Here is an 11990-nt window from a genome sequence, read left to right on the forward strand (position 1 = left end):
ATCAGGCGTCTCCATAAGTGAAGCGGCACTCGCCGATCCCGGCAACCTTGGTGCAGACCGTCACACCCGGCTGCAGCGTTGCCATCGGGCCAATGGCTCCGGCGAGGACGATGTCGCCTGCCTTCAGGGGTTCGCCGCGCGCGGCCAAAGTCTGCGCCAGCCATGCGGCGGCGTTGAGCGGATTGCCGAGCGCCGCCGCGCCGATGCCGGTCGAGACCACCGCGCCGTCGAACGTCATTTCCATCGCGGCGCCCTCCAGATCGAGCCCGGCCAGCGGCAGGCCTTGCTCCGCCAGAACGAAGAAGGCGGAGGAGCCGTTGTCGGCCACGGTATCGGCGAAGGTGATCTTCCAGTCGGCGATGCGGCTGTCGACGATCTCGATCGCGGCGTGGACCGTGGCGACGGCGGCGGCGACCTGCTCGGCGCTCGTGTCCATGTCCGGCAGATCCGCGCCGAGCACGAAGGCGATTTCCGCCTCGGCCTTGGGCTGGATGCAGCGGGCTGGATCGAGCGTGGCGCCATCGGCCACGCGCATGTCATCGAACAACACGCCGAAATCGGGCTGGTCGACACCGAGTTGGGCCTGCACCGCCTTGGCGGTCAGCCCCGCCTTGCGGCCGACGATGCGGCGCCCTTGCGCTTCCCAGAACCGCGTGTTGATTTCCTGCACCGCATAGGCGCCGACGGCATCGGTGGGGGCCAGCCCGTCGCGCAAGGGCGGCACTGTGCCGCTGGTGTAGGCGCCGCGCAGACGCTCTGCGAGCGCGGCATGGGTCGGGCACTTCATGGCGGGTCCTCTGCTGCGGGTCGATGCCCTTTCGATAGGGGCCGCGGGTGGTTGTGCCTAGAGCGGGGCAGGGCTAGTATCTCACTATATGAGAAACGGCACTCCCAAGGTCGCGGCCTTCCGCCGCACGCTGGTGATGCTCGATGCCGTGCTTGCCGATGGCGGACAATCGGGCATCGCCGCGATCGCGCGGGGGATCGGCATGCCGGTGGCGACCGCGCACCGGCAAGTCGCGACGCTGGTGGAAGAGGGCTATCTCGCGCGCGATGCAGCGCGGCGGCATATCGCCGGGCCGCGCCTGATCGGCATGCTCCACCGGCTCGACGAGAAGCAGATTGTTGCCGCTTGCGCTGCGCCGGTGCTGCACCGGCTGGCGGCGGAAAGCGGCACTGTCGTCCAGCTCGGCACGTTCGAGAACGATATGGTGACCTACCGCGTCAAGACCGGGCAGGGGGCAGGGGCGCTGTTCAGCCGGGTCGGCATGCAGCTCGAAGCCTATTGCTCGGGCATCGGCAAGGTGCTGCTGGCCAACCTGCCCGACGATCACCGGCGCGCTTACCTCGCAACCGGGCCGTTTCCGGCGCTGACGTCGCGCACGATCACGGATCCAGCCGCGATTGCCGATGAGCTTGAGCGCGTGCGCGCGCAAGGCTTTGCCTTTGACGCGCAGGAGGTGGCGGACGGGCTGGTCTGCGCTGCCGTGCCTGTGAGTTGGCCCGATGGCCGCGTGCTGGCGGCGATTTCAAGCTCGCAATTCGGCGAGCAGGTGCGGCCGCCGGAGGAACTCCTGCCCGCCCTGCGCGCGGCGGCCAGGGACATCGAGCGCACCGCGTTTGGCGGGTGATCGCAGTCTCGATAGGGCCGAGCCCGCGCAAGGGCTTCTTCGCCGGCTTCTACCGCTAGAACTCGGCCCAATCGCTCTCGATCGCAAGGTTCCCGCTGATGGCTGGCACCGCATGCACCGGCCGGGTGGGTGCCGCCATCGGCGCTCGCTTCATCGGGGCGAGCGCGAACTGGCGCTTGGGCTCGTTTCCGATCCGGAAGCTGGCAAAGGCCGTGCTGAGCTGCGTTGCCTCCTGCGTCAGGTTCTTGGTCGCGGCGTTGGTTTCCTCGACCATCGCCGCGTTCTGCTGGGTCATCTGGTCCATCGCGCTGATCGCCTTGCTGATCTTGCGCAGCGCCAGGCTCTGCTCGCCTGCTGTCTCGGCGATGGTCGAGACCGAGGCGGTGACCGTGCTCACGCGGTCGATGATCGTCTGGAGTGCGGTGCCCGTTTCGTTGACCAGCGAGACGCCGGATTCGACGTGGCCAGTCACCGCGGCAACCCGCAGCTTGATCGCATTGGCCGCTTCGGTCGCCCGCAGCGCCAAAGCTCGCACTTCGGATGCGACGACGGCAAAGCCCTTGCCTGCCTCGCCCGCACGGGCGGCCTCGACCCCGGCATTGAGCGCGAGGAGATTGGTCTGAAAGGCAATCCCGTCGATCATCGTGGTGATGTCGGAAATCTCGCCGCTCGCGCGGGCCACGTTATCCATCGCCTCGATCGCGCGGCTCACCACCTTGCCGCCGCTTTCCGCCTCGCCGCGAGCCTCGACCATCGAGCCGCTGACATTGGAGGCAATCTTGGCATAGTCCTCGATCTGCGTGGTCAGGCGGTCCATCGCCGATGAGGATGCCTGAAGGCTGGCCGCCTGCTGCTCGCTGCGCCCGGCGAGGTCGGTGGTCGCCTGCTGGATCTCGTTGGAGGTCAGGTTGATCGCGACGATGCTCTGCTGGACCAGGCCCATCGCCTGGCAGAGCCGCTCCATCGCATCGTTGAAGTCATTCGCGACAGACTGGAAGGCCGGCGGGACATCGTGCAGCCGGACCGAAAGATCGGAGTGCGCGACCGCTGCAAGATGGCTCCCGATCTTGGCCATGGCCTCCTCGCGTTCCTTGACCGAACGATCGCGTTCGAGCGTGGCATCGCGGAACACCAGCACGGCCTTGGCCATGTCGCCCAGTTCGTCGACACGGTCCGTGCCGGGGACCATGCCATCCGTCTGGCCCTGCGCCAGCGCCGACATGGTCCGGGTCAGTTCGGTGATCGGCGTGGCGATCGAGCGCGAGAGGCGGCGCGCCATGAACAGCGCAAGGCCGATCAGCGTCGCTCCGCCAAGGCCGAGCGCGATCCACGCAAACAGGATCGCCGAGGCCTGGCGCTGCGTTTCCACGATGATTTCCTTGGCCTTGGCATCCCTGATTTCGCGCAAGGGCAAGACTGCGTCTGTCACCAGTACGGCCTTGCCGGCAGCGCGGATCGCTTCCTGCGCGGCATCACGCTGCCCGGACTTGACCAGCGCGACATATTTGTCGCCCCAGTTCTCGCGCCATTTCAGCGTTTCGGCGCGCGATCGCAGCACGAGATCCTTGAGCTGCGGTTCGGCCAGCTGTGCTTCAAGCGAAGCCGAGGCCTTGTCGTAATCGTCGCGGCCTTCGTAGTAGGACTTGAGATAGCTCTCATCAGCCGTCACCAGAAATCCCCGCAACTGGCTGTTCTGGCGCAGCAACGCTGTTTCCAGAGTCAGCGTATCGGCCAGCACGTCCTGGCTGGCCGTGTTGCGCGCGGTCACGCTCGAAACCATGCCAAGACTGATGCCGAACACGATCATCATGATCGCCGCCGCGGCGATGAGCGTGACGAAGGACAGACCAAGCCTGCGCGGAATGTTCATGCGGTCGAACACGGTATCTCAATTCCTTGATGGCGTTGAAACGGGGTCTTGAGGGGCAGGAGCAGCCCGCATGGCCGTGCCATGCGGGCCGGTCCCCTCAGAACGCGTAACGCAGCGAGGCGGTGACGGTACGGCCGTTCATGACCTGCGCGTTGACGAGGCCGCCCGGCGGGATCGCTGCCGAGGCGAGCTGGACGATTGCCAGTTTGTTGAACACGTTGAAGGCGTTGATCCCGATCTGCACCCGATCGACCGGGCGCACCTGCACGAACGGACTGAAGATCACATAGCCAGGCTGCTTCAGGATATTGCTGTCCTGCGCGAAGCTGCCGGCCGTACCGTTGATCACGCTGCCCAGCGTGACCTTGCCCAGTTCCACCTGCGGACGCGCCTGGAACGAGAAGGAAGGCAGATGACGCGGGCGGTTGCCTTCAAGCGTCGGATCCGTGCGGTCCTTGTCGATGTGTGCATTGGTCCAGGTTGCGCCCAGCGTCAGCGAGAACGGACCATGGCGCGCCTCACCCTCGAACTCGATGCCCGTCGCGCTGTAGGTGCGGTTGAGCTGAACTACGACGGCCTGCCCGCTTGCATTTGCGGCGAGCTGGAAGTTGCGCTCGGCGGTCGAGGCCCAGAAGCCGGTGATGTAGGCTGTCAGCCCTCCCTTGCGGAACTTCATGCCCAGTTCGGCCTGCTTCACTGCGCCAAAGGCCATCGAGGGATCGAGCAGCTTGCCGGTCGCCGGGTTGAGCGAGGCTGCGCCCAAAATACGGTCGGCATTGGCGCGGGCACCGCGACTGTAGCGGGCAAAGGCGGAGAACGGCTCGGCAAACCGGTAGTTCACACCCGCTGAATACGACAGATAGTCATAGTTGTAGTCAACCGCAGCGGACTTGCCGAGCGCGAGAATTGCGACATTGCTTTCTGCAACCGATATTGTTCCGTCGCCGTTGACGTCGATCGCGGCCGAACTCGGCGCATTGCCACCGAACTCCGCTTTGCCAATGGAACCACGCATCTTGCCGCGATCCCAACGAACGCTGGCGCCCAGCGAAAGCTTGCCGATCTGGTAATTGACCGAACCGTAGGGTGCCAGAACACTGGCCGTCAGTTCATTGCGGACGCGGTAGGCGGCGATCGGAACGCCCAAGCCGAACCCATAGGCATATACGCCGTTGTCGCTCAGCGGGACACCGCTGCCACTTGTCAGATTGACAGGTGCATTTCGGCCGCCTCCCGCCAAATCATTGATGGTGTTAGCGAAATTCCCAAAGTTTGAGATCGACTGTGTCGACTTGTATACGCCGGCGGTCGTCGTGAGCTTACCCGAGCCCACGATCCAGACGCGACTGGCCCGCAGATCGTTGGTCAGGTTATCAAGCTGGTTCTGCTTGTAATTGACCCGAATGGTGAGTGAGAGCGGCCGGCCATCTGCGATCACTTGCCCGCTCTGCGGCCCGGCAGCATAGCCAAGGGTCGCTCCCGGACCGCCAAGCACCCCCGCCAGAACGGGGGCAGGCGCTGTGAAAAACGGAATGCTATCATTGTAGTCGCCGCTGAGATCGGAGAAGCGGAAACGATTGCTGACCGTCCATTCCGCCACATCGAACTGCGCCTCTACGCCGATCGATTTGCTGATGCCGCGAATGCCGCTGCGCGCATCATAGGCGGTCGGGCGGTTGTTCTGATCGACGCCGAGATAGCGTGCCCCGAACTGCGATTCATAAGCATCGCCGCGCACATTGTTGCCCGGAAGGTCAGCAATCCTGGGCGCGCCGTTGGTACCGGAGACCAGTACCGGATAGAGCGCGTAGTTGGGCTGCCGGTCATCAAGGTACTTGCCGTAGAAGCGGATGTAGCCATTGGCGAACTGCTTGGTCAGGTTGCCTCTGAACTGGCCGCCGCGGAAGCCATCGTAACCGATCTTGCGCGGCCCTTCGCCCTGACGGAAAAACCCGCCAACATGGGCGCGCCAACCATCGCCCAGCGGACTGCCATAGGCAAAATCGATGCGATTGAGATCATGGTCGATACCGCTTGAAACCTGGATCGCACCACCCGCGGTCTCACCAGTCTTCGAGATGAGGTTGACCACGCCGCCCGGCGCGTTGGACGTGAAGGTCGAGGCCGATCCGCCGCGGATAACCTGAACCTGGGAAACGGCAAGATCTGCCCGGACGAACATATCCGAATTGGCGCTGAGGATATCGCCGAATTCGAGAACGGGCAGACCATCTTCCTGGATCTGCAGAAACTTTGCGCCGTCCGCCGAGAGCGGCAGGCCACGAACGGTTATGGCGGAAAATCCATCATTGCCCGAAGTCTCGGCGCGGATACCCGGGATGTTCTGCAAGATGCCCGCGACCGAATTCACCGAAAGCTTGGCGAGATCGGCTTCGTCGATCACGCTGGCCGAGATCGCGGTGTCGAGCAGATCGCGCCCCTTGGCAACGCCGGTGCTGAAGGTCTTACCGCCCGCTGCGGGCTTGGCTTCGGAACCCTCGGCAGCCTTTGCCGGATCAGTGGCGGTTTTGGCCTCTCTAGCCAGAGCGGGGGTGGCCAGTGTGGCCGCGAGCAGGGTGGAAGCCAGGAGATGCGCGTGTCGCATAGGTACCTCATGTAGAAACGTCGAGGCTGGTCGATACCGCCATCACCTTAAGTGCTGCCAAGCCTGTGCTTACGCAGTTCTACGATGGTTAATTGCCTGCTTTTCAGTTTCGTAGCGCGCGCCTTAAGTGCTTCTACGTGGGGGCGCTTTCCCTGAAACTTGGAATGAATTCCCGCAGATCGGGGCTCGATCCTGACGTGAAGGCGAGCCCCCATGTATACCACTGCCATCGGGGCCCAGCCCGCTTGCCGCCTGCGCCCCGCTCTGCGCGGCGAAGCGCAGCTCCTGCGCGAAGCGGCCAAGGCGCAGAGTTTCGGCAAGCACTTTGTCGCGGCGCTGCTCGAAGGCCTCGCGCGGACGCTCTGGCATGCACCCGCGCTTGTCCGTGTCATCGAGGAGTGGCCGGGCGATCTGGCCAGCGCCGGCGTCATCTTCCGCCTCAATGCCGGCCTCCATGCGCTGGCGCGCTCGGGCCGGTTTCCCGAACTAGGGGCGATCTACACAGCTGCTACCACCGCGACCGTGCCTGATCCGCTGCGGCTGGATCCGGCGCTGGCGCTGGCGCTGCGCGATGGCGAGGACGACCTGCTTATGTGGCTGACCGGGCCAACCCAGACCAACGAGGTGGCCCGCATCGCCGGGCTGGCGGCAGTGCTGATGGAGCTTTCGGCGCAGCGCGAAATGCCGTGCCGCCTGCTCGAACTCGGCTCCAGCGCCGGGCTCAATCTCAATCTTGCGCACTATGATCTGTGCATCGGCGGGGTGCGCGTAGGAGATGCCGCCAGCGATGTTCATATCGCCCCGCGCTGGTCGGGACGGTTACCCAGACCGGGCAAGCTCAGGATCATCAGCGCCGAGGGCGTCGATCTCAGCCCGCTTGATGTGGCGAGGCCCGGTGATGCCGAGCGGCTCCATGCCTATGTCTGGCCCGGCGAGCGCGAGCGCAGCGAGCGGCTGCGCGGCGCCATTGCGCTGGCGCAGCGGTTGCCGCCCCGGATCGAGCAGGGCAGCGCCGGCACCTGGCTGGCACGCCAGCTGGCAGCACCGCAGGCGGCCGGGGAGCGGCGCGTGGTGTTCCATTCGATGGTGCTGCAATACCTGCCGGAGGCGGAGCGCCTGTCGATCGATCGCCTGCTGGGCGCTGCCGGCACTCGCGCCGCGGCGGACCGGCCGCTTGTCCGCGTCGGGCTCGAATGGAACGAGGGGCGAACCGCAGTGGAAGTGCGCGTTACCCGGTGGGATGGCGGTCCGCAGTCCGGCCAACCCAGGCTGGCGGCGCGGTGCCATCCCTATGCCGAATGGTTCGAATGGCTGGGGCTGGACGACTGATCTTCTGCCGCCGGTGATGGGGGACGCGCCGCGAGGCGCTCCATACGGGCTGCGGGCGGCCCGGCGCAGAGACCGGACCGCCCTCGATCACGCTTAGCTGGAGGGTGCCTTGGGGGCCTCGCCAGCGGTGCTCGGTGTCTGGGCGGCCGAGCCCTCCTGCGCCCTTGCATTGCGGATCGCTGTCTCGAGCTCGGCCTTCGTGTGGTTCATCGTCAGGCCTTTTTCGCCCATCGTGAACTCGGTCAGCGGCATCGAGCCCTTGCCTTGCTCGGTCGCCACCACGACGACATTGCCGTTGACGCTCTCGACCGAGCCGGCCTGCTGACCGGTGTTGTCATAGACGACGTCGCCCGCCTTGGGCGCGACCGGCGCAGGCGTTGCCGATTGCGGTGCGGGCGCGGTGGTGCTTGCGGGGGGCGCAGCCTGGGCATTCGCAGCGCACGCGCCGAACAGGATGACAGCGCCGCACAGGGCAAGATTCTTCATGTCGACCTCCATTGTGAACCGGTGTGAGCCGGCATGGAGCGACTACGCAGGAGGGGGGTCGGAGTTCCCGGCGCATGGCGGCTTGGCCGACGCGCCGCGCCATCCTTGAGGCGAGCCGTGCGGAACATCGCCCGTGCGCGGCGCGTTAGGTCTCGTGGCGACACCCGCCAACAAGGAGATGCGCTCATGCGCTGGATATCAGGATTGATCACTATCGCCGGCCTCTACGGGCTGTACCGCGTACTGCGGCAATCGGCGCCGGCCCCGGCAACCTCGCCCGCCGCCTTTTCCGACATGGAATCGGTGCCGGAGAACATGACCCAGATCCGCAATGCCGGCGTGGAAGCCACTGCGACGCCGCAACAGGATTGGGACGAAGTCGATCAGGCCTCCGACGAGAGCTTTCCGGCGAGTGACCCGGGCGCCAGATACTGACCGCTTGGCGCGGCCTCACCGATACCGTGCCGTGCCGCTGTTGCGACAAGACCGGCACAGGATCGGCGGGGAACCCCCGTTGGCAGAAGTTATGGGAAGGTTGAGCGTGTTCGACCAAGGACAACTGCATGGCCGCAATCGCCACTGTAACGCCGCCCATCGTGCGGCACATCCGCCGGCACGGTCACCTCGTGCGGCGCAACGAGGCAACCGATCGTCTCTTTCACATCATCAATGGCTGGGCGTGCCAGTACCGGCTCCTGCCCGATGGCCGCCGCCAGATCATTTCGCTGTTTCTGCCCGGAGACTACTGTGAGGCCCAGTGGGTCCTGACCGGCAAAGCAAACTGGCCGAGCGTGGCGCTGACCGAGCTTGACTGCATCGAGATCCCGCTTGCGCAGATCCGCGAGAACCTGACTCAGGGTGCGACGGGCATGGCAGACATGCTGAATGCGATCGCGCAGACGCTGAAGTACCAAGAGACATGGATCGTGAACCTTGGACGGATGAGCGCGACCGAGCGCATCTGCGCCCTGCTGATCGATCTTTTTGAACGACTGCAACTCACGGGAAATGTGGTCGCCAACCGCTGCCCGATGCCGCTGACCCAGAACGATATCGCCGACGTCGTCGGGATATCGGCGGTTCATGCCAACCGGGTGCTGCGGATACTGCGCGGCATTGGCGTGATCGCGCTGGAAACGGGGCGGCTGGAACTGCTTGATCCGGCGGAGCTCAGGCGGCTGTGCGGCGCTGCCTGCCTCTAGAGCCTGACGGATCCGATGTTCGCCGAGTGCAATGATCGCGCTGTACATGGTGCTGCCGGCCGAACCCCTGCCTTATGAGCCGGGCAAGTACCGGGGATCAACGCGCGGCGCGGGGGGGGGGCACCGGCAGATACTGACCTGGGTTAGAATGTCGCCGGACTGCAGGGCTGGAACATCTCGCCGCGTGCGGGGTTTAGAATAGGCCTGGGGGCGCGGTTCCGGGCCCTTCAACCGCCAGGAGCGAAGACATGCCCGACACACTGGAATCCTTTGGGACGCGCGACCTGATTGCCTCCGATCGGGTTGAGGGGACTGTGGTCTACAATTCCGCAGGCGAACGCCTCGGCACCGTTCAGCGGTTCATGGTCGACAAGAATTCGGGCAAGGCGCACTACGCCGTGATGCAGTTCCGCGGCATCATGGGCCTCGGCAGTGACTATTATCCGATCCCCTGGGAAATGTTGGTCTATCAGCCGAACCAGGGTGGCTATGTCGTCGATATCACGAAGGAACAGCTGGGCTGCGCGCCGCACTACCTTGTCACCGCGACGCCCGAATACAACCGTGACTACAACGAGCGGATCAGATCGCACTACGGTCTGACGTACAACTGACCGAGGCCGCCATGAGGGCTTGGGCGCTGCGCTTTAAGCGAGGCGGCCTACTCGGAACTGTCCGGGGCGATCTTTGCCAGCAGGTCGAGAAATTCCTGCGGCACGGGCTCCTGCATCACCGAATTGTAGTAGTCGCGGATGTCTTTGCTCCATGCAGGGTCGGGCATGGAACTATCGTTCCCGTCGGGCGCAGCGCTGGCTGCCGTCCGCCCATTCGGCGCAAGTCTCGGATCAAGGAAGGGATCTTTTGCCACAAGTTGTATCCTAGCGAGCTTGACACCCCCCGTCAGCGTGCTCGTTTTCCGCCCGTCGCCCGAATGTAAAAGCATATTCCGTCCCCGGATTCCATTGTCATCTTGGTTCATTCCCCGCGACCTTCGGTGGCCGCTCGGGACGCCTCATTGCCGGCCGTGCGAGCCGAAAAACAACGCCTGGCTGATCGCGGTACGCACAGTCTCGTCGCGAAACGGCTTGCCGATCAGAAACGCCGGCTCCGGCCGCTCGCCTGTCAGCAACAACTCGGGAAAGGCCGTGATGAAGATGACGGGCACATCACTCAGTTCCGCAATCGCGTCCATCGCGTCGACGCCCGAACTGCCATCGGCCAGTTGCACATCACTGAGCACGAGATTGGGCTTCTCCCGCTCGAACAGTATCCTTGCCTGTGCTGCGGTGGTGGCATTGGCGACGACCCGGTGTCCGGCCTCCGCGACGATGCTTTCGAGATGGCTGGCGATAAGCCCTTCGTCCTCGATCACGAGGACCCGCACCGGCTCATCGAGCCCCAGTTCACCGATGGCCTGCTGCACCAGCTCCTCGGCTTCGCTTTCAGGCAGGCCAAGAATGGCCCCGGTCTGCGCCACCGAGAAGCCTTCCAGCTGGTGGAGCAGAAGCGCCTGGCGGGGCAGGCTCGGCACGCGGGCGATCTGCGAGCCGGGGTCGGACAAGGCCCCGGCAGGACTGGGCACCTCTAGCGACATCCAGAGCTGGGTGAAGGCGCGAAACAGCGAGATCGGGCCATTGCGGATCTCGGCGCGAACATCGGGATCGTGCAGCGAGCATTCGAGCAGAGCACGCACAACCGCGTCTCCTGCCGATTGCCGGCCTGTCAGCGAGCGCGCGTAGCGCCGCAGGTAGGGCAGCGTCCGCGCGAGTTCGGCACCCGCCCGATCGCGGTTTGCCGGCCCTGGCTCTGTCGGGCTAGAGGGATAGGATTGTGTACCCATGCGAAGTCCCATGTGGCAATGCCCGGATGCCATGCCGGATCCGGGCGTTAAGTGGTCATGTGATAAATGGTCAGCCGAGTGCTTGTTCCGGTGTACCGGCAAATAATCAGCGCCAGAGTGCTGTCGGTACGGCAATTGCCACGCTTTGCCGCAAGAGTGGCCCACTCATCCCCGTTTCCGGTTAAACACTGATTCGGCAATATTTTTCGCGGATGGGGAGCCATTTTCGCGTTTCGCTCGCTTATCCCGGAGAGTGATTGCCCGAACCACTTTGTCAGGAAAGTCCAATGACCATGCTGATCGAGCGCAATGCCGACGTCGAGCAGGGCGGCACCTTGTCCGACGCGGATTTTCACAAGGAACTGGTGGCTTCAATCCCGCACTTGCGCGCCTTTGGCCGCAGCCTGTGCGGGAACCGCGATACCGCCGATGATCTGGCGCAGGAAACCATGCTCAAGGCCTGGGCCGCGCGCGCACGGTTCAGGGCCGGAACCAGTTTCCGGGCGTGGACCTTCACGATCCTGAGGCACCACTACTTCGGCCAGCTGCGGCGCGAGCGGTTCTCTGCCGATTATGACGAAGCTGCGGCCGAGCGCATCCTCAACTGCAAGGGCGATCAGGAATCGCGGCTGGAGACGATCGACGTGCTTCGCGCGCTGGAGTGCCTGCCGGCAACGCAGCGCGAGGTCCTCATCCTGATGGCTATCGGCTCGATGAGCTACGAAGAAATCGCACAAATCTGCAATGTGGCGGTCGGCACCGTCAAGAGCCGGATTGCGCGTGCCCGTGCTGCGCTTTCCGCGATCCTCGAAGGGGGTATCCTGCCCGATGCGCGGCACGCCTTCGTGCTGGAAGGCGAAGTCTTCGACGCCTTTCTCGCCAAGTTTCGAGCGATCGCAGCGCACTATCTGGACCGCGCCGCGTAGTGCTCGTCTGACATCTGTGGCCGGGTCTGTTCCTGAAAACCCCCTTTGCCCGAGCAGATATGGCCACAGGTCCTTCGGCGGCGCTGCCACGCAGCGCCGCC

The 11990-nt window shown here is 64.6% G+C and carries 12 protein-coding genes; 6 read left to right on the forward strand and 6 right to left on the reverse strand.

Annotation, left to right across the window (positions count from 1 at the left end):
• Position 1 precedes the first annotated feature (1 nt).
• Positions 2-787 carry a 2-keto-4-pentenoate hydratase gene (locus ACODS2_RS05455; RefSeq protein ID WP_488997874.1) on the reverse strand — a complete coding sequence of 262 codons (786 nt, stop codon included), beginning with the start codon at positions 785-787 and terminating at the stop codon, positions 2-4.
• Positions 788-875: 88 nt separating this feature from the next.
• Between ACODS2_RS05455 and ACODS2_RS05460 the strand changes: the two genes are divergently transcribed.
• Positions 876-1631 (forward strand): IclR family transcriptional regulator, encoded by a 756-nt coding sequence (locus ACODS2_RS05460; RefSeq protein ID WP_488997875.1) that lies wholly within the window; start codon positions 876-878, stop codon positions 1629-1631.
• A gap of 55 nt (positions 1632-1686) precedes the next feature.
• Here the strand turns inward: ACODS2_RS05460 and ACODS2_RS05465 are convergent, their stop codons facing one another.
• Both ACODS2_RS05465 and ACODS2_RS05470 read right to left on the reverse strand, forming a co-directional pair.
• Positions 1687-3513 (reverse strand): methyl-accepting chemotaxis protein, encoded by a 1827-nt coding sequence (locus ACODS2_RS05465; RefSeq protein WP_488997876.1) that lies wholly within the window; start codon positions 3511-3513, stop codon positions 1687-1689.
• An 85-nt stretch (positions 3514-3598) separates the two neighbouring features.
• Positions 3599-6106: a TonB-dependent receptor domain-containing protein gene (locus ACODS2_RS05470; protein ID WP_488997877.1), complete on the reverse strand. Its 2508-nt coding sequence runs from the start codon at positions 6104-6106 to the stop codon at positions 3599-3601.
• A gap of 213 nt (positions 6107-6319) precedes the next feature.
• Here ACODS2_RS05470 and ACODS2_RS05475 point away from each other — a divergent pair, with 213 nt between their 5' ends.
• Positions 6320-7435 carry a DUF2332 domain-containing protein gene (locus ACODS2_RS05475; RefSeq protein ID WP_488997878.1) on the forward strand — a complete coding sequence of 372 codons (1116 nt, stop codon included), beginning with the start codon at positions 6320-6322 and terminating at the stop codon, positions 7433-7435.
• A 93-nt stretch (positions 7436-7528) separates the two neighbouring features.
• On the opposite strand, the gene ACODS2_RS05480 is transcribed toward ACODS2_RS05475, so the two are convergent.
• Positions 7529-7921 carry a hypothetical protein gene (locus tag ACODS2_RS05480; RefSeq protein ID WP_488997879.1) on the reverse strand — a complete coding sequence of 131 codons (393 nt, stop codon included), beginning with the start codon at positions 7919-7921 and terminating at the stop codon, positions 7529-7531.
• A 186-nt stretch (positions 7922-8107) separates the two neighbouring features.
• Between ACODS2_RS05480 and ACODS2_RS05485 the strand changes: the two genes are divergently transcribed.
• The 3 genes from ACODS2_RS05485 (at position 8108) to ACODS2_RS05495 (ending at position 9737) form a co-directional block, all read left to right on the forward strand.
• The gene (locus ACODS2_RS05485; protein ID WP_488997880.1) at positions 8108-8356 is read left to right on the forward strand and encodes a hypothetical protein; all 249 of its coding nucleotides are present in this window, start codon (positions 8108-8110) and stop codon (positions 8354-8356) included.
• Between the two features lie 128 nt (positions 8357-8484).
• Positions 8485-9123: a Crp/Fnr family transcriptional regulator gene (locus ACODS2_RS05490; RefSeq protein WP_488997881.1), complete on the forward strand. Its 639-nt coding sequence runs from the start codon at positions 8485-8487 to the stop codon at positions 9121-9123.
• Between the two features lie 248 nt (positions 9124-9371).
• A complete protein-coding gene (locus tag ACODS2_RS05495; protein WP_488997882.1) occupies positions 9372-9737 on the forward strand; it encodes a PRC-barrel domain-containing protein in 366 nt (121 codons plus the stop codon).
• Positions 9738-9784: 47 nt separating this feature from the next.
• On the opposite strand, the gene ACODS2_RS05500 is transcribed toward ACODS2_RS05495, so the two are convergent.
• Together ACODS2_RS05500 and ACODS2_RS05505 are read right to left on the reverse strand one after the other, a co-directional pair.
• Complete coding sequence (locus ACODS2_RS05500; protein WP_488997883.1) at positions 9785-9904, reverse strand: NepR family anti-sigma factor; 120 nt, start codon at positions 9902-9904, stop codon at positions 9785-9787.
• Positions 9905-10135: 231 nt separating this feature from the next.
• Positions 10136-10963 (reverse strand): response regulator, encoded by an 828-nt coding sequence (locus ACODS2_RS05505; protein WP_488997884.1) that lies wholly within the window; start codon positions 10961-10963, stop codon positions 10136-10138.
• 287 nt (positions 10964-11250) lie between these two features.
• On the opposite strand from ACODS2_RS05505, the gene ACODS2_RS05510 reads away from it, so the two are divergent.
• Complete coding sequence (locus ACODS2_RS05510) at positions 11251-11889, forward strand: sigma-70 family RNA polymerase sigma factor (protein ID WP_488997885.1); 639 nt, start codon at positions 11251-11253, stop codon at positions 11887-11889.
• The last annotated feature ends 101 nt before the right edge of the window (positions 11890-11990 follow it).

The organism is Novosphingobium sp. FG137, assembly GCF_057809735.1.

Coding starts and splice junctions, on each gene's coding strand:
- ACODS2_RS05455 (WP_488997874.1), bottom strand. CDS start 787: ATGAAGTGCCCGACCCATGCCGCGCTCGCAGAGCGTCTGCGCGGCGCC.
- ACODS2_RS05460 (WP_488997875.1), top strand. CDS start 876: ATGAGAAACGGCACTCCCAAGGTCGCGGCCTTCCGCCGCACGCTGGTG.
- ACODS2_RS05470 (WP_488997877.1), bottom strand. CDS start 6,106: ATGCGACACGCGCATCTCCTGGCTTCCACCCTGCTCGCGGCCACACTG.
- ACODS2_RS05475 (WP_488997878.1), top strand. CDS start 6,320: ATGTATACCACTGCCATCGGGGCCCAGCCCGCTTGCCGCCTGCGCCCC.
- ACODS2_RS05480 (WP_488997879.1), bottom strand. CDS start 7,921: ATGAAGAATCTTGCCCTGTGCGGCGCTGTCATCCTGTTCGGCGCGTGC.
- ACODS2_RS05485 (WP_488997880.1), top strand. CDS start 8,108: ATGCGCTGGATATCAGGATTGATCACTATCGCCGGCCTCTACGGGCTG.
- ACODS2_RS05490 (WP_488997881.1), top strand. CDS start 8,485: ATGGCCGCAATCGCCACTGTAACGCCGCCCATCGTGCGGCACATCCGC.
- ACODS2_RS05495 (WP_488997882.1), top strand. CDS start 9,372: ATGCCCGACACACTGGAATCCTTTGGGACGCGCGACCTGATTGCCTCC.
- ACODS2_RS05500 (WP_488997883.1), bottom strand. CDS start 9,904: ATGCCCGACCCTGCATGGAGCAAAGACATCCGCGACTACTACAATTCG.
- ACODS2_RS05505 (WP_488997884.1), bottom strand. CDS start 10,963: ATGGGTACACAATCCTATCCCTCTAGCCCGACAGAGCCAGGGCCGGCA.
- ACODS2_RS05510 (WP_488997885.1), top strand. CDS start 11,251: ATGACCATGCTGATCGAGCGCAATGCCGACGTCGAGCAGGGCGGCACC.